Here is a 24,538-nt window from a genome sequence, read left to right on the forward strand (position 1 = left end):
ACGTCGCTCAGCGGTTCGCACCTTCGGCGAGCCGGCGGTGTTCGAGGACGGTCGCGACCGCGTAACCGCCGCCTCCGGCCACGGCGAGGACCCAGAACAGCCCGGGCGTGCCGAAGGCGAGCGAGGCGGTGGAGACCAGGGCGAGCCAGCTGCCGAGGCCGTAGTGCAGGACGTTGCGGCGCACGGCGCCTTCGCCCAGGTAGAGCAGGCCGACGACGAGGCCGGAGCCGGCGGGCCACAGCACGGTGGCCAGGTCCGGCGAGTCCATTGTGGACGTCAGGCCGGTGATGGCGAGGAAGAGCGCCGTGAAGCCGCCGATCCAGGACAGGCCGAGGAGCCGGCCACTGAGGACGTCGGCGCCGCCGCGCTGGCCCGGGCCGCGGCGAGGGTGGCGAACACGGTGCCGGCGGCGAGCCCGAGGCCGAGCAGCGTCATCGGCAGCCACCCGGGCAGCCGGACCAGCGGGTCGTCGCCCCCGGACACCGCGGCGGCGCCGTGGCCGAAGACGTACGCGAGGCCGAAGCTGAGGTAGGTGGCGCGGTTGTCGGTGTCCCCGGCGCGGGCGACCGGGGCGGCGGCGATGGCGGTGGTCATGACGGGAGTCCTCCGGAAGTGAGGCGGGACAGGGGAAACGCGATCCGCTCGACGATGTCAGCGGGCCACGGGAAGACGTCGGTGACGGCGCGCTGGTGGGCGAGCCCGTGCAGGCCCAGCCACAGCGCGACCGCGTCGGCGGCGGGATCGGTGCTGGTGCAGTACCCGGCGGCGACGCAGTCGGCGAGGCAGCCGGTCAGGACGCGCAGTGCTTCTTCGCCGAGGGCGGCCAGCTCGCCGGGCGCGGCCTCCGGGCTCCAGGTGCCGCCGAACATGGCGCCGTACCGCTCGGGATGGTCCCGGGCGAAGCCGAGGTAGGCGTGGCAGACGGCGTGCAGCCGGAGCCGGGGATCGGGGCCCGCGTCGGCGAGGGCGGTCCGGGCCCGGCCGGACAGCTCGGCGAACCCCTGGCGGACGACGTCCAGCAGGATCGCGGGCCGGTCGTGGAAGTGGCGGTAGATCGAGGGTGCGGTGATCCCGGCGCGGCGGGCGACGGCGCGCAGGGTCACGGCCCGCGGGTCACCGCCGGCGTCGAGCAGGGCGGTCGCGGCGGCCAGGATCTCGGCGCGGAGCCGGCCGCCTTCCCCACGCCGGTTCCGCGAGCGGGGCGGACCGGCGCCCGGGGTCACGGCCGGCCCGGGTCCGCCACGATCACGACCTTGCCCGCGACGGTCCGCGACTCGGCGAGCGCCAGCGCCGCACCGGCGTCCGACAGCGGGAACTCCGCGGCGATCTGCGGGCGCAGGACGCCGCTTTCCACCAGCCGCAGCACCTGCGTGAGGTCCTCGCGCAGCCGGGCCCGGAAGGTGTTCAGGCGGCGCTTGCCCGCCCAGAAGTTGTAGAACCGCGCGCTCTTGCCGTTGGGCAGCAGGTTCCACAGCGCCAGCCGGGCGAACAGCCTCAGCACCGGCAGCTGCGAGTTGCCCTCGGTGTCCTTGGACGCCGCGGTGCCGTACGACACCAAGGTGCCGCCGCGGCGCAGCAGCCGCCACGAGTCCGCCACGCCGGCCCCGCCGACGTGGTCGAACACCGCGTCCACGCCGTCCGGCGCGAGCTCGCGGAGCTTCCGGTACATCTGCGGGTCGTGGTAGTCGACCGGGGTCACGCCCAGCTCGCGCAGCGCCGCGTGGTGGCGCGGCGACGCCGTGCCGAGCACGGTGATCCCGGCGTGGCGGGCCAGCTGCGCGAGCGTGGAGCCGACGCCGCCGTTGGCGCCCAGGACCACGATCGTCCCGCCGGCGCGCACGGTGGTGTTCCGGTGCAGCATCTGCCAGGCCGTGACGCCGTTGACCGCGACGGTCTCGGCTGCGGCCGCGGAGACGCCGTCCGGCACCGCGACCAGGTCGGCGGCGGCCAGCACCTGGGCGCTGGCCCAGCTGCCGACCTTGGTGACCGCGGCGAACCGGCGGCCGGCCAGGGCCGGGTCGACGTCCGGGCCGGTCGTGGTGACCGTGCCGACGACGTCGTAGCCGGGGACGAACGGGAACGGTGGCTGACTGAAGTACTTCCCGAGCCGCATCTGCTGCTCGGCGAAGGAAACGCCGGTCGCGTCCATGCTCAGGACGACCTGGCCCGCGGCCGGCGCCGGGAGGGTGCGGGTGCGGATCTGGAGGCCGGCGACCTCGACCTTGCCCGGCAGGACGACCTCGGTGGCGGTGGTGACAGTGGTGGTTCCCATGGCGGCTGCTCCGTCCGATCGGTTGTGCTTACAGCCGTAACCCTACGAGCGTTAGCGTACCGAGCGCAAGAGCTAACGCTTGTAAGTTTCATGGCGTAAACTGACGGCATGGACACCGAAGGCACCGCGACCCGCACCCGCAACCGCCGCGGCGAGGGCGCCCGCCTGCGCGACGAGATCGTGGCGGCGGCGGTGGAGCTGCTCGACGAGACGGGCGACGAAAGCGCCATCACCCTGCGTTCGGTCGCGCGGCACGTCGGGATCGCCGCGCCGTCGATCTACCGCCACTTCCCCGACCAGCCCGCGATCATGCTGGCCGTCGTCCGCAACGCCTTTGCCGAGCTGGACGTCGAACTCCGCACCGCCCGGGACGCCGCGACCGGCCCCCGGCAGCGGCTGGTCGCGATCTGCGACAGCTACCTCGGCTACGCGCAGGCGCACCCCGGGCGCTACCGCACGATGTTCGGCGGGCTCTGGATGCCCGACCTGACCGACAGCTCCCTGACCGAGACCGACCTGGCCACCCTGGGCCGGGCGAGCATGGAGCTGCTCCACGACGCCCTCGCGGACTGCGTGCGCGCCGGCGTCGCCACCAGCACCGACCTCGCGGCCGACACCGTCGCGTTGTGGGTCGGCGTGCACGGACTGGCCCACCAGCGCGGTGTGTCCCCCGCGTTCGTGTGGCCGCCGGACATCGCCGACCGCGTCGTCACCTCACTGGCGCACCTGACCGCGGACTGAGTTCCGCCGGGTACCGGCGTTTTCTCGTATCAACGCGCCCCACCTCCTACTCTCAGTGGGGTGGACGGCATCGACAGTCTCCGGCACGCGATCGAAACCATTCCCATTCCCGGCGCCCCGCCGCGGCTGTCCCGCCAGGGCGCGGCGGTCGGGCTGGCGCTGCTGGACACCTCGCTGCGGCTCAACCACGTGCGCCGGCTGACCGAACGGCTGACCGTCGTCGAGCACGGGACGGCGCGGCGCAGCACCGAGGTCGACGTCAGCCTCAAGCTCCTCGACGAGGGCCAGCGCCAGGCCACCGCACAGCTGCAGGACCTGATCGGGCAGGAACACGGCGAACGGGCCACCTCGCGACCGGCCCGGCAGCGGTCCCTGTGGGTGCCGCTGGCCCGGCTGCCGCGCCGCGACGTCTCCCCCGTCGACGTCTTCGACAGCTCGGGCCAGAAACTGCCGCGGCTCACCCAGCACGAGGCGTCGCGGCTGGTCGCCGCCGGGCTCTACCGGCTGCTGCGCGGGATCCTCGCCGGCGACGAGAACGCGCAGACCGCCAAGCACGAGCTGAACACCTTCCTGTTCCAGGTGCACGAACCGCGCTGGCTCATCCAGCAGGCGCTGCTGACGCTGCTCACCGAACGGAACCACCCGGAGGAGGAGTTCGCGCTGGCCCCGGCCGGCGGCACGGTGCCCGGGTACGGCCGGCAGTGCCGGGAACTGGCGCTCGACATCCTCGCCGGCTGCGCCGACCTGCTCGTCGAGTACGCCTACCTGCTGAACGTCGCCGTCCGCGACTACATGCTGGTGGTGGCGCTGGACGACACGGTCGAGGAACACCGGCTCAGCTACGAGACCCCGCTGCACGTCGACGCGCGCCAGCCCGTCGCGAGGGAGCAGTGGCGGCGGCTGGCGTCGAGCCGCCGTGGGTACGTCGTGAGCTACGAGACGATGATCCCGGCGACGCTGAAGTCGTACCACCTGGTGGCGGGCACCGCGCCGGAGGCCGAGATCTCCCGGATGTACCTGTCCACCGACGCCGACCAGCACCAGGTGGACGGCCTGGTCGAAGACCTGGCCTCACTGGCCGAACGGCAGGACGCCGCCCCGCTGCAGGAAGCCGATGGCGCCCGGCACAAGATCCTGGAGCTGCAGGCGCAGACCGTGCTGCGCCGGCTCGCGGACCTGGTGCGCCGCCGCAAGTGGGAGGCCGGCCAGTCCGGCGTCGAGCTGTCGCCGCGCAGCCTGCCGGCCTGCCACCGGCTCACCGCTGCGGCCACCACGGGCGAGGCCGTGCGGACGGATTCGGGCGAGCTCGACAACTCGCTGCGGCGGCACCCGGAGTTCACCGCCGCGAACCTCCGCGAGGCCGCCCAAGAGCTGACCGACCGGGAGTTCGGGCAGGACCTGGTGCTGGTCAACGGGATCGCCGACAACGAGGCGCGGGCGTACTGGCGCCGCTCCGGCGGCCGCGACGCGCGCGGCGACCACGTCCGGGTGCGCGCGACGCTGGTGCTCAAGGACTCCACGAAGTCCGGGCCGCTCAACGTGACGTTCTACGCGCTGGCCGTCGCGACGGTCTCGTTCGTGCTCGGCTGGATGCTGGTGGGCAGCCCGTGGTTCTACGGGCGGGCCGCCACCGAGGCGCTCGGCCACATCGGCGACGGCCAGTCCGTGATCACGATGCTGTTGCTGCTGCCGGGTTTCCTCTACAGCCGCCTGTCGCTGCCGCCGCGCCGCACCGTGCTCGGCTACCTCGGCACGCTGCCGCAGGCGCTCGTGCAGCTGAGCATCGCGGCCGTCGCCGGGTTCGCCGCGGCCGTCGCGACGCAGAGCCGGGGCGAGGTCGTGCAGGTCACGCTCACGATCGCCGTCGGGCTGCCGGTGCTGGCCGCGCTCGTGCTGTTCAGCCAGGTGTCGTGGCGGGTCTCGGCGATCCCGCTGTCCCGCATCGGGGCGCCGCGGTGGGCGGGCGCCGGAGCCTGGGACCGCCGCAAGCCGCTGGACGCCGACGTCCGGTTCGACTCGTCCGGGGGGTGGTGAAGGTGCGCAACCAGCGGATCTCCGTGCGGAACGTCGCCGACCTGGCCCGGGCCGGCTTCGAGATCGCGCGCCAGCCGGTGACCAAAGTGGACTTCGAGGTGCACCACGCGACGGCCCGCCACGGTTACCTGCGCGAGCTCGTGTCCGACGCCTCCGACACGACGATCTTCCTGGAGACGCTGTGTTCGGCCACGAACGGCGCCGGCGTCGTGATCGGCACCCGCACCCGAAAGCCGTTGGACGGCACCGAAGTCGTCGAACGCGTCGACGGCCAGCAGCCGGCCGAACGCCCGCAGCAGCGTCCGGGCGCCTGGGTGTTCCACCAGACGACCTCGCCCAACCCGACGTTCATCTACGAGTCCGCGCAGACCTTCGAGGGCCTGATCGGGATCGACCCGGGCGCGCACGAGGTGTGCGAGTGGCACGGCCTGGCCATCCGCGACCTGGCGAGCGAGATCTCCGACGCCGCGGCCGGGCTCATCGACGCGCCGCTGCTGTCGCTGCAGTGCCCGGCGCAGCTGCCGACGATCGTCAAGACCCGCAACCACGACCTGCGCACCCGCAAGGAGGTCGCGCCGCCGTGCGCGTCGCTGGCGGTCCGGTTCTCGATCGCGCTGCGGGACGCCTCCGCGGCCGCGCGGTTCGAGCTGGCCGACCGGTTCCGGGAGCTGTGCGAGAAGAACGGCTACAGCTTCTGGCTCGCCGACACGCGCCCGGGGCACCGGCAGGGCAACTGGTTCGAGGTCTACCACGCCGACGGCCAGTTCTCCCCGCTGTACAAAGGGGATCTCCGGTCCCGCCAGCGGGTCGGCACGTGCCTGCCGGTGACGTTCGTCGGGCCGGCGCGGATCGGCTCCACGCACGCGATCACGGCGTTCCTGCAGCGCTACCCGCAGGTGGGGGTGGTCGGCTGCGCCGGGACGACGTTGTCGGACGTCGCGTTCGTCCACCTGCAGCTGTCGATCCACGGCGTGGCCGCCGACCGGCTCAACCGCATCCTGGGCAAGCTGCTGGGCGAGTCCTCGACCCCGGCCCGGCCGTACAAGCTGCTGCGGGAGCTGTTCAAGCGGCTCGGCCTGCCACCGGACCCCGACGGCCCGGGCTCGGCGGCGCCGGACCCGACGGGCGACTACCAGACCTTCGCCGGGCCCGCGTTCGCCTACCGCCCGTTCCAGATGCCCGACTGCATGGCCGTGTGGGTGTCGTGGGAGATCGCCCGCCAGCACCAGGGTCTGGCCGCCCCGCTGGACTGCCTGTACCGCGCGCTGGCCCAGATCGCGCCGCGGGCGGACGCCCAGCCGTCGGCGGCCGAGCTGACCACCGTCGAGTACCTCATCTGCCGCGCCACCGAGCAGTCGGTGATCCGGGGCAAGGCGAAGCTGGCCGTGCCCAAGTCGGCCCTGCGCCAGTTCGCCTCGGGTGGCGCCGAGCTGCCCGCGTCCAAGCTGTGCGCGTCGCTGGAGGAGGCGTGGAAGGCCCACGTGGACCAGTCCGGTGTGGACGGGGTGAGCGAGCTGACGGTGGCGTGGCGCGAATCCTGGCTCGGTCACTGGACGTACTCGTGAGGAGCTAGCCCTTCACCAGGACGGCGCCCATGACGACGCCGAAGAGGCGTTCGACGCGCGGTTCGAGCGCGGGCTGGTCGCCGAGCCAGGCCAGCGACGCGGCCAGTGCGAACAGGTCCGCGCCGTCGATGTCGGTCCGCGCCACGCCCGCGGCTTGGGCGCGGGTGAGCAGCCGGGTGCCGGCCGCGCGCATCGTGACGCAGGAGTCGTGCAGCGCGGACTCCGGGTCCTCGATGGCGTTCACCATCGACGTCACCACCCCGCGGTAGTTCGTCGTGCACGCGACGAACTCGCGCAGCCACGCCAGCAGCGCGTCCGCGGGCGGGCTCGTGGTCTCGACCTCGGCCGCTTTCGCCGTCAGCTCGTCGAAACTGTTGCGCAGCAAGGCTTCCAGCAACGACTCACGCGTCGGGAAGTGCCGCAGCAGGGTCGCGAGCCCGACCCCGGCCCGACGGGCGATGTCGCGCATCGAGGCGTCGACGCCGTGCTCGGTGATGACGGTGCCCGCGACGACGAGCAGGTGGTCGTGGTTCGCCTTGGCGTCCGCCCGCATCTCCGCCTCCTTTGACATCCGGACCACTGATCCGCATAATCGGATCAGTGGTCCACATAAGTGGATCGTTGATCCGTTCAGCGTACCCGGTGCGCAGACAGGAGAACGCCGTGTCACCACGGACGATGAAGGCGATCCGGCTGCACGAGTTCGGCGGGCCCGAGGTCCTGCGGTACGACGACGTGCCGGTGCCCGAGCCGGGGCCGGGTGAGGTGCTCGTGCGCGTCCACGCGGTCGGCGTCAATCCCCCCGACTGGTACGCCCGCGAGGGGATGCCCGATGTGCCGCCCGAGCTGAAGCCGCCGTTCTCACTGCCGCTGATCCCGGGGACGGACGTGTCGGGTGTCGTCGAGGCCGTCGCCGACGACGTCGAGGCGTTCGCCGCCGGCGACGAAGTCCTCGGCCTCCTCCGCTTCCCGGCCAGCCTGCAGGGCGCCGCGTACGCGGAGTACGTGACCGCGCCGGCCACCGACCTCGCCCGCAAGCCGGCCGGCGTCGACCACGTCGCCGCCGCCGGCCTGGCCATGGCGGGGCTGACCGCGTGGCAGTTCCTGATCGAGCTCGGCCACGACCACCCGTCGCCGTTCCAGGCGGCCCGGCACCAGCCGATGCCCCTCGGCGCGGACACCACGGTGCTCGTCAACGGCGCCGCGGGCGGCGTCGGGCACCTCGCCCTGCAGCTGGCGAAGTGGCGGGGCGCGCACGTCATCGCCGTCGCCTCGGGCACGCACGAGGCGTTCCTGCGGGAGCTCGGCGCGGACGAGGTCCTCGACTACCAGAAGGTCCGGCCCGAGGAGGTCGCCCGTGACCTCGACCTGGTGCTTGACACCGTCGGCGGCCCGGACAGCCGGCGGTTCCTGCGCACGCTCAAGCGCGGCGGTGCGCTGTACCCGGTGTACTTCGGCGAGTTCGACGACGAGGAGAACGAGAAGCTGGGCGTCACGGTCACGGCCACCCAGGTCCGCTCGAACGGCCCGCAGCTCGCCGAACTCGCGCGCCTGCTCGACGCCGGCACGATCCGCGTCGCGATCGACAGCACGTTCCCGCTGGAGAAGGCGGCCGCGGCGCACGAGCGGGCCGCGCGCGGGCACCTCCGGGGCAAGATCGTCCTCACCGTCGACTGAAGCGGCCAGCTGGACCGGCAGGATCGGGGTGCGGTGTTGCCGAGGTGGGCGGAAAGTCCGGCGCCGGCTCGGCGCTCGCCGCGTTCCGGCGCGGTCCTGAGCGTCAGGTGGCGTCGGAGCGGAAGATCGGCCAGCCGACCTCGGTCCGCCACTCGGCTTCGGCGGACGTCTCGATCGGGTCCCGCAGGTAGTACTCCCGCAGCGGCCCTTCGACGCCGATCTCGTGCCGGGCGGCGTAAGTGCCCAGGTCGCCGTAGGTGAGGTCGATGTCGTTCAGCGGCCCCGGGTGCACCGCGATCGCCAGTTCGGCCGGCGGGACCACGAACGCCGTGACCCGCCCGACCGGGCGGAGGCCGGCCTCGACGGGGACGAACACCACGGCCTCGCCCCGCTCGTGTTCGTACAGGTCGCTGTCGAACAGGCCGCCGCTGGGCCCGGTGCGGCGCAGGTGCTGCGCGCCGATGACGCCGTTCAGCTCCCCCAGCGCGCCCTGCCACCAGCTCAGCACGTCGGCGCGGTCGATGACGGCCCGGATCCCGATGGCCGGCTGGGCCGGCACGGACCGGTGCTCGATCACCGGACCGCCGGGAGCGCGCCGCAGGAGGTCGCGCAGGTCGTCGACCGCCGCCCGCGCTTCGACGAGCTTCGTCTCCAGGCGGTCCAGGTGCGCGCTGATCAGCTTGTTGCGGTCGGCGACCGCCTCGGCGGCCAGGACGGCCTTGACGTCGGCGACCGGCATGTCGAGGCCGCGCAGGCGGCGGATCACCTGCGCCGGGGGCACCTGGTCGAGGGAGTAGTACCGGTACCCGGTCGCCGGGTCGACGTCGGCCGGCTCGAGCAGCCCGACGTCGTGGTAGTGACGCAGGGTCTTCGCGCTGAGGTGCGTCACCCGGGAGAACTCGCCGACCGTCAGACCTGCTCGCATGGCGCTCATTCTGAACCTTCCCCCGGCCGGAAGGTCCACCCGCCGGTCGCCCCTTGTGTCTCCCCCGGCCGCCGGGCCCAGCATCACCGGTACCGGCCACCGCGGCCGGCTCCCGACGGAAGGACACAGTCATGGACACCGCACTTCCCGGCGTCATCGCCACGCACATCGCGGCGGTGAACGCCTTCGACGTCGACGCGATCACCGCGACCTTCCACGCCGACGCAGTGGTCAACGACGTGCACCGCGAGTTCGCGGGAACGTCGTCCATCCGGGAGTGGATCGCGCACGAGCTGGTCGGCGACCGGGTCACGATGGCGGTCACCGAAGTGCTCGACCACCACGGCCAGGTCATCGTCCGCGCCCGCTACGACGGCCAGTACGACAAGACGAACCTGCCGGCGGACCTCGTGCTGACCAACTACTTCAGCGTCGAGGACGGCAAGATCGCCACGCTCATCGTGGTGCACAACACCCCGGCGCCCTACTGAGAACTGTTGCAAGCGAACGGAGCTGACCTCATGAGCACCACGGTCCTCACCGAACTCTTCGCCCGGCCCGGGCGGGGTGACGACGTCGCCGCCCTGCTGCTGGAAATCCTGCACGAAAGCCTGGCACACCAGGACTGCGAAACGATCCGGATCATCCGGGACCAGGACGATCCCGACCACGTCGCCGGACTGACCCAGTGGACCGAGCGGCAGGACTACACCGGCTACCTCGGCTGGCGGACCGCGCGCGGCTTCACCGGTACCTTCGAAGCGATGCTCACCCGGCCGCTGGTGATCAGCTACTACGACGAACTGTTTGCCGGCCAAGGGATCGCCGCGGTCAGAGAGTCGGGAGCAGGCCGCCGTCCACAGTGATGGCCGTGCCCGTCACGTAGGACGCGCGTGGCGAGGCCAGGAACGCGATCAGCTCCGCGGCCTCGTCCGCCCGGCCCGGCCGGCCCAGCGGCACGGTCAGCGACGCGTGGAACTGCGTGCGGACCTCGTCGACGGTGCGGCCCGAGTTTTCCGCCTGCTGCGCCAAAGTGGCGTCGAGCGCGCTGGTCTCGACGACGCCGGGCAGCACCGTGGTGACGCGGACGCCGTGCGGGCCGCAGGCGGTGGCGAGGCCCTTGCTGTAGGCGTTGAGCGCGGCTTTCGCTGCTGCGTAAAGAATACCCGACGGCTGCGGGTAGCGGGCGGCGCCGGACGAGACGTGCACGACGGCGCCGCTGCCCTGCGCGGTCAGGTGCGGCACCAGGATCCGGTCCAGGCGCACGACCGACAGCAGGTTCGCGTCCAGGTTCGCCTGCCAGTCGTCGTCGGTCGCCGCGAGCACGCCGCCGGGTACGTGGCGGTTGCGGCCGGCGTTGGCCACCAGGACGTCGAGGCCGCCGAGGTGGCCGAGCGCCGCTTCGGCGGCGGCCTCGATCTCGGCCGGCACGGTCAGGTCGGCGGTCACCAGGTGCACGCCGTCCGGCACGTCGGCCGGGGTGCGGGCGATGGCGACCACCCGCGCGCCGGCCGCGACGAGGCGGGCCACGGTAGCGGCGCCGATCCCCCGCGTGCCACCCGTGACGACGGCACGCGCACCCGCAAGACCCAGGTCATCGCGGCTTTCGAGCATGGCAGTCCTCCGAAAGTGCTTGAGTCGACTATATCGTTTAGCACGCTACACGATGTAGTTCGGTACAGTGAGCCGGTGACCACCGTCCCGGCCGCCGGCCACCGCGACAGCCCCGGCCTGATGTTCGCCCTGCTCGGCAACGAGACCATGCGCCGGCTGCGGGACGCGCACACCGCGAACGACCTGACCCCGCGCCAGTTCCAGATCCTCGGCCTGCTCCACGACCGCGGCCCGCTCGGCCAGACCGACCTGGCGACCGCCGTCGACACCGCCGCCAGCATCCTGGTCACCCAGCTCAACCCCCTGGAGGCGGCCGGCCTCGTCTCCCGCGACCGCGACCCCCACGACCGCCGCCGGCACGTCGTGCTGCTCACCGCCCTCGGCCGGGAACGCCTGGAGAAGGCCGCCGCCGCCCAGCAGGCGGTCGAGGACGACGTGTTCCAGGCCCTCACCCCGGCCCAGCGCGCCCAGCTGACCCGGCTGCTGATCCTGGTCCGCGACGACCTCACCGGCGGCCACGAACAGTGCGGCACCCCGGCCTCCCTGGACCGCGAGACCCGCTAGTCCTGTCGCCGGCGGCCCGGGCACACCGCGCCAGTAGCCTGGGCCGGCTGTGGCCGATCACCGACAGGAGCTCCCCATGGAACGGCAGAGGTCGCCCGAGAGGCTGGTCTTCTTCAGCGACGCCGTCGTCGCCATCGCCTTGACGCTGCTGGTGCTGCCGCTCACCGAGCTCGTGCCGGAGCTGATCGCGGCCGGCGCGCCCGCGTCGGAGGCCGTCACCGGGAACTGGCCGAAGATCTTCAGCTTCCTGCTCAGCTTCGCCGTGATCGGCCGGTTCTGGCTCATCCACCACCGCATCTTCGAGCACGTGCGCGCGTTCAACACCCCGCTCGTGCTCGTCAACTTCTGCTGGCTGCTCACGATCGCCGTGCTGCCGTTCCCGACCCAGCTCATCGGCGCCTACCAGTCGCAGCGCTTCACGGTGCTGTTCTACCTCGGCACCCTGCTCGCCGGCAGCGTGTGCCACACCGCGCTGCTGTTCATCGTCCGCGGCGACCCCGCGGTCCACGGCGACGCCGAACCCGTGTCGGACGACTGGGCCCGCAGCTTCGTCGTGAGCACGGGCATCTTCGCCCTCGCGGTGGTCGTCGCCTGCATCCGGCCGGGTTTCGGGTACTACGTCCTGCTGCTGCTCGCCCTGCAGCCACTGTTCACCCGCCGTCGCCCGGCGGCCACACCGGCCTGACGTCAGCCGCCGTGCCCGGGTCCGGTGTTCGCGTCGGCGACGCGGGTGAAGCCGGGCGGTGCCGCAGGTCGTCGGTGAGCCGGTTCCCGCTCGGACAGGCCCTCCAGGTAGCGCAGCAGCACGGGCGCCCGCTGCCGCAGCGGCAGGGTCAGCAGTGCCTGCCGGAGGCCGTCCCGGCGGACGACGTCGTCGGCGGCGTCGGCCACCGCGGGTTCGTCGGCGAACTCCGCGACCGGCACCGAGCGCTCCCGGCGTCGCCACCGGCCCCGGACCTCGTTGATCAGGATCCGCCGGACGTAGGTCTCCGGGTTGTCGGCCGCGAGGTGGCAGGATGCCGCGCATGCGAGTGACGCGTTACGGACCGTCCGAAGAGGCCGGACGCGGCCGGCTGGACATGAACACCGTCGCGCGGCTCGACGACGTCGGTAGCTTCACCGACCTGCTCGGCGTCCTCGGCGAACTGCGGGCCGAGCACGAGCCGGCGCGGGTCCTCTGCACGCTCGACGACGTCAACCAGTGCGCGTACACGAGCGGGCACGCGAGCCAAGACGACCGGCTCTGGTCGGACAGCGACGACGCCGACGCCCGCGCCGCGCACATCGCCGCCGCCCTGGACGATCCCGGGTCGCGGGTCGCGTGGGCGGACCTGCCCGGCGAGCGCCTCGGCGGGGAAGCCGACGTCGCGGCCCTCGTCGAGGTGAACCGGGACCCGGACGGCTTCCTCGACGACGTCGTGCTCGTCCAGCGCGTGCCCGTCCCCCGCGACGACCTCGCGATCGCCGGGATCCCGAACGGCTACTTCACCGCCGACTGGACCGTCTTCCAGAACCACGCGATCGTCCGGCGGCTGGCCGCGCACGGCTACCGGCACGTGGGGATCGGCGCGTCGCTGCTCGGGTTCGACCGCGCGGCCCCGCCGTCCGAAGACGAGGCCCGCGCGGTCGTCGCCGATCTCAAGCACCTCTACGGCGCGCTCGGCGCCTGGGCACAGCTCGCCGCGCTGCTCCCGGAGCGGCCGTACCTGCTTCTCGGCTACACAGAGGACTTCCCCGACTTGACCGGCTGAGCCGCCGCCAACGTCGCCGCGGCCGCGGCGGCCTGGACCTGCTTGCGCCCCGGCAGCCACACGCACAGCGCGGTCGCGAGGAGCGAGAAGCCCGTCGCCCACCAGAACGCGACGTGGAAGCCCGTCACGGCCGCGCCCGGTCCGGCACCGGCGATGGCCTGCTCCAGGACGACGGCGAGCACCGCCGTGCCGAACGACCCGCCGACCTGCTGGGCGATCCGCGTCAGGACGCTCGCGTGCCCGATCTCGGCGCGGGCGAGCCCGACGTAGGAAGCCGTCATGACCGGCATCGTGACGGCGCCGAGCCCGATGCCGCGGATCAGCAGCCACAGCGCGAGCAGCCAGCCGTCGCTCGTCGCGTCGACGAACGCGAACGGCACGGTCGCGGCCGCGACGACGACGAACCCGGCGACGGCGATGGTCTGCGCCCCGATCCGGTCGGTGAGCGGGCCGGCGATCTGGCGGCTGAGCAGCGCCCCGATCCCCTGTGGGACCAACATGAGCCCGGCCGTCAGCGCCGTCACGCCGCGGACTTCCTGGTAGTACAGGGGAAGCAGCAGCATCGCGCCGAACAGCGAGAAGCCCGACAGGAACAGCACGGCCGTCGACGACCCGACCGAACGCGCGGCGAGCAGCCGGATGTCCACGAGCGGGTCGCGGTGACGCAGCGCGTAGAGCGTGAAGGCGACGAGGAAAACGACACCGATCGCGAGCGGCGCGAGGACGTCGAACCGGCCGAAGCCGGCCGCACCGGCGTTGGAGAGGCCGAGGAGCACGGCCACGATGCCCGGGACGAGCAGCACGAGCCCCCACACGTCGAGCCGGGCCCGCGCGGCGGCCGGCGGGTCCTTGGGGAGGTAGCGGCCGGCGAGGATCAGGCCGGCGACGCAGAACGGCACGTTGACCCAGAACATGAAGCGCCAGCTGTAGTCCGTGATGATCGCGCCACCGACGAGCGGGCCGAGGATCGGCCCGAGCAGCCCGGGCAGTGCGACCCAGGTCATCGTCTTGCCGAGCGCGTGTCCCCCGGCGGCCTGCATGATCAGCGTCGTCATCACCGGCAGCATCAGCCCGCCGCCGAGCCCCTGCAGGACGCGCCAGCCGATGAGCGATCCCGCGTCCCACGCGAGGCTCGACCCGATCGAGCCGGCGAGGAAGACGGTGAGGGCGAACATCCAGACCCGCTTGCCGCCGAAGCGGGTGAGCGCCCAGGTGCTGAGCGGGACCGCCGCGCCGAGCGCGAGCATGTAGCCGGTCGTCACCCACTGGATCGTCGAGACCGGGACGTCGAGGCTGGTCGCCAGCTGGTGCAGCGCGACGCTGACGATCGTCGTGTCGAACACGACCGCCAGCGCCCCCACGACCAGGATCAACGCCGTCTTCAGCACCTTCGGGTCGACGCCGTCGCGCGCCGGTGTGTCCGCTGTCATCACTACCCCAATAAGAGAGGGATTATTTCCTTATTGGCGAGGGTAGGAGGACTGGCGAAGGAATGCAAGTCTCTCTTATCCTGGACGCATGCCGACCGAGGTCAAACGCCGCCGCCGGGGAACCGAGCTGGAGCACGCGCTCCTCGACGCGACCTGGGAGGAGCTGGCCGGCGCCGGGTTCGCGAAGCTGACGATGGAGTCCGTCGCGGACCGCGCGAAGACCGGGATCGCGGTGCTCTACCGCCGCTGGCCGGACAAGAACGCCCTCGTGCTCGCCGCCATCCGGCACTACGGCGACACCCACCCGGTCGAGATCCCGGACACCGGCAGCCTCCGCGACGACCTGCTCGCGCTGCTCCGGAACATCAACGCCGGCCGCATCGAGCTGGCGACGCTCGTCGGCGCGACGTTCGCGGGCCTGCACGACAGCGCCGGCCTCACCCCGGAGGAGGTCCGGCTGACGGTTCTCGGCGACGGCCCGAAGCGCTCCGACCCGGTGTACCGCCGCGCCCACGACCGCGGCGAGATCGACCTGGCGCGCATCCCGCAGGACGTCCTGGACCTGCCGTTCCAGCTCATGCGCCACGACATCCTGATGACGCTGAAGCAGGTCTCCCCCGAACGCATCCGCTCGATCGTCGACGACGTCTTCTGGCCGCTCGTCGCGGGCTGACCCACTCCCCCGGGCGGCTTCCCCCGCTCGGCGGCGAGTTGCAGGGCGCTGGTGGCGAATTCGTGGCGAGGCGCCGGTGAGCGGTCTGCCGCGGCTGGTCGTGAGTGTTCAGGGCGGTTCTAACCGCCCTAGACACTCACGAGGGCCGCGGCAGACCGCTCGCCGGCAGCATCACGTCACCGGCCGAGTCCCGGGCTGTCACGTCCTGCGGGCCCGCGTCGTCCATCGGCGGACAGCTCTGCAGAAAGGGAGGCCATGTTCGCCGCCTATGTCAGCGTTACCCTCGTCGCCGCGGTTTTCACCGGTAGTGCCGCCGTTTTCTACCTGATCGGGCACGACTACCCGAAAGCCCAGGCGGACATGAAGGGCGTCCCGCGGTCGTGGCTGCCGTGGCTGGGCTCGGCCCTGGCCGCGGGGGCGGCCGGGCTGCTGGCCGGGCTTGCCGTGCCGCTCCTCGGCGTCCTCGCCGCCTCCGGGCTGGTGCTGTACTTCCTCGGCGCGCTCACGGCCCACCTGCGCGTCGGCTCTCGTCAGCTTGTCGGCGGAGTCGTGTTTCTGGCCCTCGCGGTGGCGGACCTCGTGCTGAACCTGGGCTACCACGGGTAGTCAGCCGTGGTACTCCAGCCAGTCGAGGTTGATCGAGCCGGTGTCGCCGGGGGCGTACGACAGCGTCACCACCGGGTCCCGGCCGGCCAGCGGCACGCCGGTGAACGTCACCGTGCCCCAGGCGTCCCAGCTGGCGGAGACCACCGGGAAGCTCACCTGCCGCACGGCTTTCCCGGCCACCGACAGCGTCATCGTGCGCGCGTCGCTGTTGGCGTTCGCGTACCGCACGGTGATCGCGCCCGTCGTGGCGTCGGCCGACGTGCGGTGCAGCGTGAACGACGACGCGGCGCCCTGGGCCCACAGTCCGTCGAGGAACGCGCGGCCGGAGTAGCCGGTGTGGTTGACGTTCGTCTTGACCCCGCCGGTGTTGTGCGCGTCTTCGGCTTCGAGGTGCCCGGGGCCGGGACAGCCGGCGACGGTACCGGCCGTGTCGGCGCAGCGGTCGGCGGCGTCCGCCACGTGGTCGCCGTCCCGGTCGCCGGCGGTCGCGCCGGTGAGGGTGATCTCGACGCGGTGCGCGCCGCTCAAGGTCGCCGGGACGGCGTTGCCGGCCGCGGGCCGGCCGTCGAGGGTGAACGCGCTGATCCGGGTGCCCGCCCCGTGCAGGGCGATCGTCAGGTCCGCGTTGCGGTAACGCAGGTTCCGCAGGGTGACGTCGCCCCAGCCCGCGGGCAGATCCGGCGTGAACGCCAGGCCGCGGTCGGTGAAGGTCAGGCCGAACAGTCCTGTGTGGACCATGTCGAGGAACGCCGTGGCCGACCAGGTCTGGTCGGGCTGCGAGCCCCAGTGGAACTTCACCGTGTCGCCGAGCCGCTGCCAGCCGCCGTCGACGACCCCGGTGTCGCCGTTGTAGATCTCCCAGAACCCGCTGTTGCCGCCGGCCAGCTTCGCCAGTTTCGCCGTTTCCGACGCGAACCCGCTCTGGTTTCCTTGCGCCGCCAGCGCTTTCGCCCACAGGCCCTGGACGAGCGGCCAGACGATCGCGTTGTGCCTGCCGGGCTGGGCGGCGGAGTAGCGGTCCCAGTGCGGGTAGGTGTCGGGCAGGCCCCAGGTCATCTCGCGGGCGTGGGTGACGATCGACCGGGCCTGGGCCGGGTCCGCGACGCCGAAGAGGATCGCGAACGCCAGCCCGGTGCCCTCCTGGTAGGGGCCTCTCGTGCCGTCGGCGAGCAGCTGGTAGTCGTACAGGCCGGTCGCGGCGTTCCAGAAGTGGTTGTTGATGGCGGCTTTCAGCGCGGCGGCCTTGGTCCGGTAGCCGGCGGCCTCCGACGGATTGCCCAGCTGGTCGGCCATGTTCGCGGCGTTGACGTAAGCGGCGTAGTAGACCTCGTTGGTGCTCAGGTACATCCCGCTCGCGACGCCCGGCCACGGCGAGCTGCCTGTGCTGACCGACTCGGTCGCGTCGGCGGGCGGTGCGGGGTAACCGGCGATGCCGTCGTTGAAGAACGACGGGCCGGTGAACAGCCCGTACGTGGCGTTGAACCCGGCCGTGCCGGCGTGTTCCCGGATGGTCAGCGTGTCGCCGGCGGTGCGGTAGGCGTCGCCGAGGAACTGCCGGTCCCCCGTGACCAGGTAGTGGTGCCACGCGGCGGTCACCCAGACGACCTGGTCCCACTGCTGGTCGTCCTGCTGCACCCGCAACGCGCCGCTCGCGTCCTTGTCGACCACCGCCCAGAGCGTGTTCTCCGCCAGCGCCGGGGCCAGCAGGCTCGTCGCGTTCCAGCTGTTGATCGACGCGTCCCGGGTCCACGGCTGGTCGTACCCGCCACCGGCGCGGACGAGGCCGACGGCCGGGTCCAGCAAGCCGCTCTTGTCGTACTTGGCGTCGTAGCCGATCGTGTTGGTGCGCAGCAGGTTGTCCAACGCGGCCGCGTACGCGGTGCCGAACAGGGCCTGGCTGTCCGGGTTCGCGAACTCGAGCGTCGGCGCGGCGACCGGATCCGCGGTCGCCGGCGCCACGCCGGAGACGACGCCGCACGCGGTGACCAGCGCGAGGAGTGCGAGTGCGGTCCTGCGTCCGTGGCTCATGCCGTGCACCTTCCCCGGCACCGGGCCTGCCGGACCGAAAGGCCATTGCACCACGGAATCCCGGCCGGGGAGCGGGCCGGCGAAGATCTTGTCCGCTTCTGTCCGGCGCGCTAACCCATCAGCAGTACGAGCTTCCCGCGGACGCGACCGGCTTCCCCGGCCCGGTGCGCCTCGGCGATGCCCGCCAGCGGGAAGGTGCCACCGACCCGGACGACGAAGCGCCCGGCGCCGGCCAGCCGGCCGATCTCCGCCAGCACGTAGTACGCGCGGCCGCCGTCGCCCCGGCTGAACCGCACCCTGTGCCGCTGCGCGCCGGCGAAGTCCGCGACCGTGATGACGTGCTCCGGGCCGCCCGCGAGGTCGGCCAGTTCGGGCAGGACGCCGTTTCCGGCGACGTCGAGCGCGAGGTCCACGCCGTCGGCGGCCAGCGCGCGCACCCGCTCCGGCATGCCTTCGCCGTACGCGACGGGTTCCGCCCCGAGCGAGCGCAGGAAGTCGTGCGTGGCCGCACTTCCGGTGCCGATCACGCGGACACCGCGGGCCACGGCGAGCTGGACGGCGGCGGTGCCGACGCTGCCCGAGGCGCCGTTGACCAGCAGCGTGTCGCCGGCTTCGACGCCGAGCTGGTCGAGGGCCCGCGCCGACGTCTCCCCGGCGACCGGCAACGCGGCCGCCGACGCGAAGTCCAGCGACGCCGGGATCGGCGCGTACCAGGACAGGACGGCCCGTTCGGCCTGTGCCGCACCGCCCTCGGACAACCCGAACACCCGGTCCCCGACGGCCACGTCGGTGACGCCGTCGCCGAGCTCCTCGACGACGCCCGCCGCTTCGTAGCCCATCGTCTGCGGCAGGTCCGGGTCCATCAGGCCCTGGCGTTTCTTCCAGTCGCTCGCGTTGACACCGGCCGCGCGCACGGTGATCCGGACCTGCCCGGCCGCCGGCCGCGGGTCGGGGAGGTCGACGATTTCGAGCACCTCCGGGGCCCCGAACCGGCTGAACCGCGCGGCTTTCACGCGTCCTCCATCTCGCGAAGGGGCACGCCGTGCCCGGCGAGGAAGCGGCGCTGCTCGGCGACGGCTTCCCGGTCTTCCGGGCTGTCGCCGCCGAACCCGGCGTGCGGCATGGCCTCGAACACGTGCAGGTCGGCCGCGACGCCGGCGTCGCGCAGCCTGCGGTGCATCCGGACGGTGTCGGAGAGGAACAGGTCGCGGGTGCCGCTGCGGAGGAACGTGGGCGGGAAGCCGGTCAGGTCGCCCAGGACCGGCGAGAGGTACGGCTGCCGCAGGTCGGCCCCGGCCGCGTAGAGCGCGTTCGGCGTGCGCAGGCTGCGCAGGACGTTGTCCACGCCGGCCAGGGTCCGGAAGGTGTCGCCCGACTCGGTGAGGTCGACCTGCGGGGTGTTGAGCACCAGGGCCGCGGGCATCGGCAGCCCGGCGTCCTTGGCACGCAACAGAAGGGCCGCGGCGATGTTCCCGCCGGCGGAGTCGCCGCCGACGAACACCCGCGCCGGATCACGGTCCCGCAGCAGACGCCGGTACACGGCGAGCGCGTCGTCGAGCCCGGCCGGGTAGGGGTGCAGCGGCGGCAGCCGGTAGTCCACGCCCCACACGAGCAGCCCCGCGCCCGCCGCGGTCCGCGCCGTCGTCATGCGGCACGCGTCCCCGCCGCCGACCACGAGGCCGCCGGGGTGCATCCAGAGGTAGACCGGCTCGTCCGCGGCCTCCTCGACACCCTCGGGCCGCGCGGCGTACACGGCGACGCCGTCGACGTCCAGGTCCTCGACGGTCACCGGCAGGTCGGCGACCGGGAACCGCCGGGCCGCGGACCGGTCGGCTTCCTCGGCCAGCGCGAGCCAGCCACCGGTGTCGTCCAGGGCCGGGTAGGTCAGCTCGCTCTTGTCGAAGGCGAGCCACTCCTGGGCCTGCTCGCTGACGGTGGACGGGGCGGGGAAGGTGTCGTGGCGCATGAGCACTACGTTAACTGACTAAATTTAGTCACGCAACTACAGCGTTTCGCCGAGCACGACCCAGGCGCAGGGCGGAGACGAGGAAGAAGATTCCGCCGAGCGTCGCGTAGCCGGCCAGGTTCGTCAGCGAGGCACCGTCCTTTGTGGCCTGCAGGATGAACGAACCCCCGGCCAGCACGGAGATGCCACCACTGAGGATCATCGGCCACTGCCCGCCGAGGCCGCGGCGGCGGAGTCCGACGACTAGCTGGACGACGCCGGCCACGACGGCCCAGCTCCCCCACACCCGCAGGACGCCGGCGATCCCGCTCGAACCGACCACGGCCAGGCCGACGGCGGCGAGCAGGCTGATCGCGATGTTCACGTACAGCACCGAAACCGACTGGGCCGCCTTCGACGAACGGACGTCGACGACCGCGGCGACCACGTCGAACACCGGGTACAGCACCAGCAGCGCGACGCCGGCGACCCCGAGGCTCGACCCGGTCGCGAACACCAGCGCCGCCCAGACGACAGCGAAGGCGAACCGGACGAAGTACAGCCGCCGCAACGACGAGGCGACGTCGGCGGCGGGAACGGTGGTGGTCATGTTTTCCCCTTCGGACACAGCGAGGTAGATAGAACGATCGGTCTTGCTGATGAGGACTATGGCAGCGAACCGGCGAGTCGTCAAGACCGACCGTTCTATCTGCTACCGTGGAGGCAACGAACCGGAGGCAGGAGTTCAGGTGTCCGAAGCACGCGCGCGGCTGCTCAGTACCGCGACCCGGCTGTTCTACACAGAGGGCCTCCACGCCGTCGGCGTCGACCGGATCATCGCCGAGGCGTCCGTCACCCGCGCCACGCTCTACCGGCACTTCGCGAGCAAGGACGACCTGCTCGTCGCCTACCTGACCGCCGCCGACCAGGCGATCCGCGCCCAGGCCGAGGCCGCCCGGGCCGGTGGCGGCGCGCCGGCCGACGTCGTCCGGGCGGTCGCCCGGTCGATCGCCGACGGCATCCGCTCCCCCGGCTTCCGCGGCTGCGCGTTCCTCAACGCCGCGGCGGAGTACCCCGACCCCGCCCACCCCGTGCACCAGGCCGTCCTCGCCCACCGGCAGTGGTTCCTGGACACCGTCACCGAGCTGCTCGCGCAGACCGGCGAGACCGCGCCGGAACCCGCGGCCCGGCACTTCGTCATGCTCCGCGACGGCGCGATGGCCGCGGGCTGCCTCACCGACCCCGCACCGATCTGCGAGACGTTCCTGCTCGGCGTCGAAGGAATCCTGAGGTACCGGGACGCTTCCGTCGCGCCGTGAGGCGGTTCAAGATCACCCGCTCGGCGAACAACCCGCCCCGGCGGGCGGGCGTCCACCGGACATGACCACGAACTCGCGTGCCCTTTCCCGGGCCGGCACCCTGCTGGCGGTGGCCGGCACCGCGGCAACGGTCCTGGCCGCCCCGGCCACCGCGGCCGACGGCGATCAGGTGGTGACGCAGGTGAGCGCGGCCGACCGGGCCGCGGCGCTGGCCCACTGGACGCCGGAGCGGATGCGGCAGTGGGCCGGCGCGGACTGGCTGCCGCCGGCCGAGAAGATCGGCCGGGTCTGGGACGGGCCCGTCCCGGCGGGCGTCGGGCGGCTGTTCTTCACCGCCGAGCCCGGGGTCGACGAGTCCTGCACCGCGACCGTGGTGCCCAGTGCGAGCAAGGACGTCGCCCTCACCGCCGGGCACTGCGTCAACGGCGGCCTGGACCGCTTCGACAACCCGATCAAGATCGTCAACGTCGTGTTCGTCCCCGGCTACGACCACGGGACGGCGCCCTACGGCGTGTTCCCGGTCCGGGCCTTCGCCTGGTCGGCCACCTACTCGGGTCCGACGAGCGGCACGGACGACGACGCGGTGCTCGCGCTGGACCCGGTCGGCGGCCGGCACGCCGCCGACGTCGCGGGCACCCAGGACGTCTCCTTCGACCAGCCGCCGTCCCCGGTCGGCACCACGATCCTCGGCTACCCGGTCTCGCAGCTCGCGGGCGGCGAAGCGCTGCTGTCCTGCGCGCGGCCGGCCACCCTCGAGGTCAACTCGGTCCTGTCGGACTGGAAGACGGACTGCGACCTGTCCGGCGGCTCCAGCGGCGGCCCGTGGCTGCGGGACTTCGACCCCGCCACCGGCCAGGGCACGATCTTCGGCGTCACCAGCCGGGGCACGATGAGCGAGGACGGCGTCACCCAGGACCTCACGAGCGCCGCGTTCACCGGCCCCGTGCGGGAGCTGTACGAGCGCGCCGGGCGGCTCTGACCCGGATTCACCCGCACGGGTGCACCACGCACCCGGCCCACCGCGGTGATCGCCGCGGTGGGCCGGTTCGTGTTCTGATGACCGTTACCCGACCCCGCGAGGAGTTGTTCGTTGACCGTGACCGCGCCGGAACCACCGCAGGGCTGGGTGCCGGTCGAGCACCGGCTCTTCGGGCTCGACCGCCGGACCTTCACCCCGGCCCTGATCGTGCTCGCCGTCGCCCTGCTGCTCGGGTACGGGCTGCCCGCGCTCAACGCCGCGATCCCCTGGCACAACGAGATCCGGGCCGGTGACCTGCTCGACCTCGGCGACGGCGCGACCGCCGTCCCGCCGGTGGGCTGGCAGCTGCAGAGCGGCACGTTGACCGGCGCCTCCGTCACGAACCCGACGAGCCTGCAGGTCGTCCTGGCCACCGGCGGCGCGACGATCGCCCTGCGCGGCGCGGCCTACAGCGGCACCGCGGAAGCCTTCCTCGACCAGGTGCGGCGCTCGGAGGGCAACGACGCTCCCGCGATCGACGGCACGCGGGGCACGGTGACGACCACCGCCGGGCTCACCGGCGTCGCGCAGAGCACGACGTCGCCCAGCGGTGACGGGCTCGACGTCGCCTTCAAGGTGGCCGGTCGCGGCGAGCCGGCCGACGCCGCGCCCGCGCTGCTGTTCCGGGTGCGCACCGCGCCGGGCCAGTTCGAGCGGTTCCGCGGCGAGATCGACGACGTCCTGCGCAGCATCACCCCGGGAGCGAACCGGTGACGACCACGTCCGAGACCAAGACGGCCCAGCTCGCCGCCATCGAGCAGTCGGGCTGGGGCCTGCCGTTCCGCTTCTTCCAGCCGCACAACCTGGCGTTCTGGGTGTACCTCGTCGGCGTCGGCGGTGGCGCGCTCGGGATGCTGCGTTACTTCGGCGGCGACGGCGGCTTCTACACCCCGGCTCTGACCGGCGGGATCCTGCTGTTCGGGCTCTACCTCGTGCCCTGGCTGGTGCTGCTGCGCCACCAGAACCGCTACACCGCGCAGCCGGGCCGGCTGCTGACGACGGCGTTCGCCTGGGGCGGGATCGCCGCGACGTTCTGGATCGCGCTCCCGGCCAACACCGCCCTGCTGGAGCTGTGGACGAAGCTCGGCGGCACGGCCTTCGCCGCCGACTGGGCCGCCGGGCTCACCGCCCCGATCAACGAGGAGTTCGGCAAGGCCCTCGGGCTCGTCCTGCTGATCGGGCTCGCGCCCCGGCTCGTCCGCAGCGTCTACGACGGGTTCATCATCGGCGCCTTCATCGGCCTGGGCTTCCAGGTCTTCGAGGACGTCCTCTACGTCTACAACGGCGCGGCGCAGAGCTTCGGCAGCAACCAGGTCGGCGCGTCGCTGCAGGTGTTCCTCTACCGGGGCGCGTCCGGCATCGTGTCGCACGCGCTGTTCAGCGCGATCTTCTGCGCCGGGCTGATGTGGGTGCTGAGCCGGGTGCCGGGTGAGCGCAACGTCGTGCGCGGCGTGCTGACCATGCTGGTGGCGATGGTGTTCCACTTCGCGTGGGACGACATGACCGGCCTCGGCGGCCGCGGTCCCCTGGTCGCCGTGCTGCCGTTCGTGATCGCGGCGATCGAGCTGACGTTCCTGTTCCACGTCCTGCGCCACGCCGCCCGCCGCGAGCGGGCCTGGACCCGCGACCTGCTCGGCCCGGAAGCCGGCGCGGGCGTGCTGGACCCGCCCCTGCTCGACGCGGTCAGCGGCCTCCGGAAGCAGCGCAAGGCCTACCGCAAGCACGTCCACAGCCGCCGCACGGCAAGGCACCGGATGGCCGCGGCGAGCGACCTGGCCCGGGAGATCGCCCGCGCCGGCGGCCGGGAGACGGACCGGGTCGCCCACGCCCGCGCGGAGGTCGTGCGGCTCAGCGGGTGACGCTAGGCCGGGAGGACCGCGGCCTTGAAGCCCGCCGCCGCGGCCAGGCCGGGGAGGTCGACGGCCCTGGCGGGCGGCAGGAGCACGAGTGGGTAGCAGTCGGACTCGATGTCGAGGACGGCGAGCGCGGTGCCCGCGGCCGCCAGCTGCCCGCCCGCCAGCTCCAGGAACTCGAAGGTCGGGAGATCCGCTTCCGCGAGCGACGCCCACGCGCCGTCTTCGGCCGGCGCCGACCGTAGGGCGCGCAGCCGGCCGACGATCTCGTCCGGCGCTTCCTTCCAGTCCACTTCGGCCAGCAGCCCGTGGTCGGCGAGTGCGTCCACCAGGGCGATCCAGGGCAGCTCGGGGATCGCGGTGTCGATGCCGCGGTCGTCGAGGCTGTCGCCGTGTTCCCGCAGGTAGGCCTCGGGATCGTCGTGTGCGGCCGCGGCGCGGGCACGCACCTGCGGCACGTCCGGCGCCACCAGGGCGGCCACGGCGATCAGCGCGTCGCGAGCAGTCATGAACGTCCTCCCAG

At 72.8% G+C, this 24,538-nt stretch carries 29 protein-coding genes; 15 read left to right on the forward strand and 14 right to left on the reverse strand.

Translation table 11 applies throughout. The features are described from left to right. Positions 1-7 precede the first annotated feature (7 nt). The 4 genes from OHS58_RS17015 to OHS58_RS17030 are packed head-to-tail and all read right to left on the reverse strand — an operon-like array spanning position 8 to position 2,272. On the reverse strand, positions 8-268 hold the full coding sequence (locus tag OHS58_RS17015) for a hypothetical protein (RefSeq protein ID WP_328648950.1): 261 nt from the start codon (positions 266-268) through the stop codon (positions 8-10). Between the two features lie 8 nt (positions 269-276). Further along, positions 277-594, reverse strand: coding sequence for a hypothetical protein (locus tag OHS58_RS17020; protein ID WP_328648951.1), 318 nt, complete (start codon positions 592-594; stop codon positions 277-279). Further along, a complete protein-coding gene (locus OHS58_RS17025; RefSeq protein ID WP_326948886.1) occupies positions 591-1,223 on the reverse strand; it encodes a TetR/AcrR family transcriptional regulator in 633 nt (210 codons plus the stop codon). The genes OHS58_RS17020 and OHS58_RS17025 overlap by 4 nt, the downstream gene beginning before the upstream one ends. Continuing rightward, positions 1,220-2,272: a medium chain dehydrogenase/reductase family protein gene (locus OHS58_RS17030; RefSeq protein ID WP_328648952.1), complete on the reverse strand. Its 1,053-nt coding sequence runs from the start codon at positions 2,270-2,272 to the stop codon at positions 1,220-1,222. Before OHS58_RS17030 ends, OHS58_RS17025 begins: the two co-directional genes overlap by 4 nt. Before the next feature lie 108 nt (positions 2,273-2,380). Here OHS58_RS17030 and OHS58_RS17035 point away from each other — a divergent pair, with 108 nt between their 5' ends. From OHS58_RS17035 to OHS58_RS17045, 3 genes are read left to right on the forward strand one after another with little or no spacing between them, the layout of a single operon-like run. Beyond that, the gene (locus tag OHS58_RS17035) at positions 2,381-3,013 is read left to right on the forward strand and encodes a TetR/AcrR family transcriptional regulator (RefSeq protein ID WP_326953926.1); all 633 of its coding nucleotides are present in this window, start codon (positions 2,381-2,383) and stop codon (positions 3,011-3,013) included. A gap of 60 nt (positions 3,014-3,073) precedes the next feature. Next, positions 3,074-5,047: a hypothetical protein gene (locus tag OHS58_RS17040; RefSeq protein WP_326953927.1), complete on the forward strand. Its 1,974-nt coding sequence runs from the start codon at positions 3,074-3,076 to the stop codon at positions 5,045-5,047. A 2-nt stretch (positions 5,048-5,049) separates the two neighbouring features. Then, entirely contained in the window at positions 5,050-6,612 is a 1,563-nt protein-coding gene (locus OHS58_RS17045) for a hypothetical protein (RefSeq protein WP_328648953.1), read from the forward strand. A 4-nt stretch (positions 6,613-6,616) separates the two neighbouring features. Here the strand turns inward: OHS58_RS17045 and OHS58_RS17050 are convergent, their stop codons facing one another. Further along, a complete protein-coding gene (locus OHS58_RS17050; RefSeq protein WP_328648954.1) occupies positions 6,617-7,165 on the reverse strand; it encodes a TetR/AcrR family transcriptional regulator in 549 nt (182 codons plus the stop codon). A 110-nt stretch (positions 7,166-7,275) separates the two neighbouring features. Between OHS58_RS17050 and OHS58_RS17055 the strand changes: the two genes are divergently transcribed. Continuing rightward, the gene (locus OHS58_RS17055) at positions 7,276-8,289 is read left to right on the forward strand and encodes an NADP-dependent oxidoreductase (RefSeq protein ID WP_328648955.1); all 1,014 of its coding nucleotides are present in this window, start codon (positions 7,276-7,278) and stop codon (positions 8,287-8,289) included. Positions 8,290-8,392: 103 nt separating this feature from the next. Here OHS58_RS17055 and OHS58_RS17060 read toward each other — a convergent pair whose 3' ends face one another. Continuing rightward, positions 8,393-9,214 carry a MerR family transcriptional regulator gene (locus OHS58_RS17060; protein ID WP_328648956.1) on the reverse strand — a complete coding sequence of 274 codons (822 nt, stop codon included), beginning with the start codon at positions 9,212-9,214 and terminating at the stop codon, positions 8,393-8,395. A gap of 131 nt (positions 9,215-9,345) precedes the next feature. On the opposite strand from OHS58_RS17060, the gene OHS58_RS17065 reads away from it, so the two are divergent. Then, complete coding sequence (locus tag OHS58_RS17065; protein ID WP_328648957.1) at positions 9,346-9,705, forward strand: nuclear transport factor 2 family protein; 360 nt, start codon at positions 9,346-9,348, stop codon at positions 9,703-9,705. A 30-nt stretch (positions 9,706-9,735) separates the two neighbouring features. Next, positions 9,736-10,080: a putative quinol monooxygenase gene (locus OHS58_RS17070; protein ID WP_328648958.1), complete on the forward strand. Its 345-nt coding sequence runs from the start codon at positions 9,736-9,738 to the stop codon at positions 10,078-10,080. Here the strand turns inward: OHS58_RS17070 and OHS58_RS17075 are convergent. Then, positions 10,046-10,828, reverse strand: a complete 783-nt coding sequence (locus OHS58_RS17075; protein ID WP_328648959.1) for an oxidoreductase — start codon at positions 10,826-10,828, stop codon at positions 10,046-10,048. The genes OHS58_RS17070 and OHS58_RS17075 overlap by 35 nt on opposite strands. Positions 10,829-10,903: 75 nt before the next feature. Here OHS58_RS17075 and OHS58_RS17080 point away from each other — a divergent pair, with 75 nt between their 5' ends. Both OHS58_RS17080 and OHS58_RS17085 read left to right on the forward strand, forming a co-directional pair. Continuing rightward, positions 10,904-11,392, forward strand: a complete 489-nt coding sequence (locus OHS58_RS17080) for a MarR family winged helix-turn-helix transcriptional regulator (protein ID WP_328648960.1) — start codon at positions 10,904-10,906, stop codon at positions 11,390-11,392. A 76-nt stretch (positions 11,393-11,468) separates the two neighbouring features. Beyond that, on the forward strand, positions 11,469-12,077 hold the full coding sequence (locus OHS58_RS17085; RefSeq protein WP_328648961.1) for a TMEM175 family protein: 609 nt from the start codon (positions 11,469-11,471) through the stop codon (positions 12,075-12,077). 2 nt (positions 12,078-12,079) lie between these two features. On the opposite strand, the gene OHS58_RS17090 is transcribed toward OHS58_RS17085, so the two are convergent. Continuing rightward, complete coding sequence (locus tag OHS58_RS17090) at positions 12,080-12,316, reverse strand: sigma factor-like helix-turn-helix DNA-binding protein (protein ID WP_328648962.1); 237 nt, start codon at positions 12,314-12,316, stop codon at positions 12,080-12,082. A 101-nt stretch (positions 12,317-12,417) separates the two neighbouring features. Between OHS58_RS17090 and OHS58_RS17095 the strand changes: the two genes are divergently transcribed. Beyond that, positions 12,418-13,143: a hypothetical protein gene (locus OHS58_RS17095; RefSeq protein ID WP_328648963.1), complete on the forward strand. Its 726-nt coding sequence runs from the start codon at positions 12,418-12,420 to the stop codon at positions 13,141-13,143. Here the strand turns inward: OHS58_RS17095 and OHS58_RS17100 are convergent. After that, complete coding sequence (locus OHS58_RS17100; protein WP_328648964.1) at positions 13,110-14,573, reverse strand: MDR family MFS transporter; 1,464 nt, start codon at positions 14,571-14,573, stop codon at positions 13,110-13,112. The two genes, OHS58_RS17095 and OHS58_RS17100, sit on opposite strands and share 34 nt — an antisense overlap. Before the next feature lie 88 nt (positions 14,574-14,661). On the opposite strand from OHS58_RS17100, the gene OHS58_RS17105 reads away from it, so the two are divergent. Then, entirely contained in the window at positions 14,662-15,246 is a 585-nt protein-coding gene (locus OHS58_RS17105) for a TetR/AcrR family transcriptional regulator (RefSeq protein ID WP_328648965.1), read from the forward strand. A 255-nt stretch (positions 15,247-15,501) separates the two neighbouring features. Then, positions 15,502-15,852 carry a DoxX family protein gene (locus OHS58_RS17110; RefSeq protein WP_328648966.1) on the forward strand — a complete coding sequence of 117 codons (351 nt, stop codon included), beginning with the start codon at positions 15,502-15,504 and terminating at the stop codon, positions 15,850-15,852. Here the strand turns inward: OHS58_RS17110 and OHS58_RS17115 are convergent, their stop codons facing one another. From OHS58_RS17115 to OHS58_RS17130, 4 genes are all read right to left on the reverse strand, one after another. Then, the gene (locus OHS58_RS17115; RefSeq protein WP_328648967.1) at positions 15,853-17,880 is read right to left on the reverse strand and encodes an MGH1-like glycoside hydrolase domain-containing protein; all 2,028 of its coding nucleotides are present in this window, start codon (positions 17,878-17,880) and stop codon (positions 15,853-15,855) included. A gap of 110 nt (positions 17,881-17,990) precedes the next feature. Continuing rightward, positions 17,991-18,893, reverse strand: coding sequence for an NADP-dependent oxidoreductase (locus OHS58_RS17120; RefSeq protein WP_328648968.1), 903 nt, complete (start codon positions 18,891-18,893; stop codon positions 17,991-17,993). Then, positions 18,890-19,846, reverse strand: a complete 957-nt coding sequence (locus OHS58_RS17125; RefSeq protein WP_328648969.1) for an alpha/beta hydrolase — start codon at positions 19,844-19,846, stop codon at positions 18,890-18,892. Before OHS58_RS17125 ends, OHS58_RS17120 begins: the two co-directional genes overlap by 4 nt. 28 nt (positions 19,847-19,874) lie before the next feature. Beyond that, positions 19,875-20,435, reverse strand: a complete 561-nt coding sequence (locus tag OHS58_RS17130; protein WP_328648970.1) for a hypothetical protein — start codon at positions 20,433-20,435, stop codon at positions 19,875-19,877. 139 nt (positions 20,436-20,574) lie between these two features. On the opposite strand from OHS58_RS17130, the gene OHS58_RS17135 reads away from it, so the two are divergent. The 4 genes from OHS58_RS17135 (at position 20,575) to OHS58_RS17150 (ending at position 24,021) form a co-directional block, all read left to right on the forward strand. Further along, positions 20,575-21,144: a TetR/AcrR family transcriptional regulator gene (locus OHS58_RS17135; protein ID WP_326953942.1), complete on the forward strand. Its 570-nt coding sequence runs from the start codon at positions 20,575-20,577 to the stop codon at positions 21,142-21,144. A gap of 61 nt (positions 21,145-21,205) precedes the next feature. Then, entirely contained in the window at positions 21,206-22,123 is a 918-nt protein-coding gene (locus OHS58_RS17140; RefSeq protein WP_328648971.1) for a trypsin-like serine peptidase, read from the forward strand. Between the two features lie 117 nt (positions 22,124-22,240). Further along, positions 22,241-22,876, forward strand: a complete 636-nt coding sequence (locus OHS58_RS17145) for a hypothetical protein (RefSeq protein WP_328649827.1) — start codon at positions 22,241-22,243, stop codon at positions 22,874-22,876. Further along, positions 22,873-24,021, forward strand: a complete 1,149-nt coding sequence (locus OHS58_RS17150) for a PrsW family intramembrane metalloprotease (protein ID WP_326948864.1) — start codon at positions 22,873-22,875, stop codon at positions 24,019-24,021. Before OHS58_RS17145 ends, OHS58_RS17150 begins: the two co-directional genes overlap by 4 nt. Positions 24,022-24,023: 2 nt before the next feature. Here OHS58_RS17150 and OHS58_RS17155 read toward each other — a convergent pair whose 3' ends face one another. After that, a complete protein-coding gene (locus OHS58_RS17155) occupies positions 24,024-24,524 on the reverse strand; it encodes a DUF6630 family protein (protein ID WP_328648972.1) in 501 nt (166 codons plus the stop codon). Positions 24,525-24,538: the final 14 nt, after the last annotated feature.

This window comes from Amycolatopsis sp. NBC_00348, from assembly GCF_036114655.1.
Classification (GTDB): Bacteria; Actinomycetota; Actinomycetes; order Mycobacteriales; family Pseudonocardiaceae; genus Amycolatopsis.

Coding starts and splice junctions, on each gene's coding strand:
- OHS58_RS17015 (WP_328648950.1), bottom strand. CDS start 268: ATGGACTCGCCGGACCTGGCCACCGTGCTGTGGCCCGCCGGCTCCGGC.
- OHS58_RS17030 (WP_328648952.1), bottom strand. CDS start 2,272: ATGGGAACCACCACTGTCACCACCGCCACCGAGGTCGTCCTGCCGGGC.
- OHS58_RS17125 (WP_328648969.1), bottom strand. CDS start 19,846: ATGCGCCACGACACCTTCCCCGCCCCGTCCACCGTCAGCGAGCAGGCC.
- OHS58_RS17100 (WP_328648964.1), bottom strand. CDS start 14,573: ATGACAGCGGACACACCGGCGCGCGACGGCGTCGACCCGAAGGTGCTG.
- OHS58_RS17020 (WP_328648951.1), bottom strand. CDS start 594: ATGACCACCGCCATCGCCGCCGCCCCGGTCGCCCGCGCCGGGGACACC.
- OHS58_RS17035 (WP_326953926.1), top strand. CDS start 2,381: ATGGACACCGAAGGCACCGCGACCCGCACCCGCAACCGCCGCGGCGAG.
- OHS58_RS17050 (WP_328648954.1), bottom strand. CDS start 7,165: ATGCGGGCGGACGCCAAGGCGAACCACGACCACCTGCTCGTCGTCGCG.
- OHS58_RS17070 (WP_328648958.1), top strand. CDS start 9,736: ATGAGCACCACGGTCCTCACCGAACTCTTCGCCCGGCCCGGGCGGGGT.
- OHS58_RS17075 (WP_328648959.1), bottom strand. CDS start 10,828: ATGCTCGAAAGCCGCGATGACCTGGGTCTTGCGGGTGCGCGTGCCGTC.
- OHS58_RS17140 (WP_328648971.1), top strand. CDS start 21,206: ATGACCACGAACTCGCGTGCCCTTTCCCGGGCCGGCACCCTGCTGGCG.
- OHS58_RS17060 (WP_328648956.1), bottom strand. CDS start 9,214: ATGCGAGCAGGTCTGACGGTCGGCGAGTTCTCCCGGGTGACGCACCTC.
- OHS58_RS17130 (WP_328648970.1), bottom strand. CDS start 20,435: ATGACCACCACCGTTCCCGCCGCCGACGTCGCCTCGTCGTTGCGGCGG.
- OHS58_RS17105 (WP_328648965.1), top strand. CDS start 14,662: ATGCCGACCGAGGTCAAACGCCGCCGCCGGGGAACCGAGCTGGAGCAC.
- OHS58_RS17065 (WP_328648957.1), top strand. CDS start 9,346: ATGGACACCGCACTTCCCGGCGTCATCGCCACGCACATCGCGGCGGTG.
- OHS58_RS17155 (WP_328648972.1), bottom strand. CDS start 24,524: ATGACTGCTCGCGACGCGCTGATCGCCGTGGCCGCCCTGGTGGCGCCG.
- OHS58_RS17110 (WP_328648966.1), top strand. CDS start 15,502: ATGTTCGCCGCCTATGTCAGCGTTACCCTCGTCGCCGCGGTTTTCACC.
- OHS58_RS17085 (WP_328648961.1), top strand. CDS start 11,469: ATGGAACGGCAGAGGTCGCCCGAGAGGCTGGTCTTCTTCAGCGACGCC.
- OHS58_RS17095 (WP_328648963.1), top strand. CDS start 12,418: ATGCGAGTGACGCGTTACGGACCGTCCGAAGAGGCCGGACGCGGCCGG.
- OHS58_RS17115 (WP_328648967.1), bottom strand. CDS start 17,880: ATGAGCCACGGACGCAGGACCGCACTCGCACTCCTCGCGCTGGTCACC.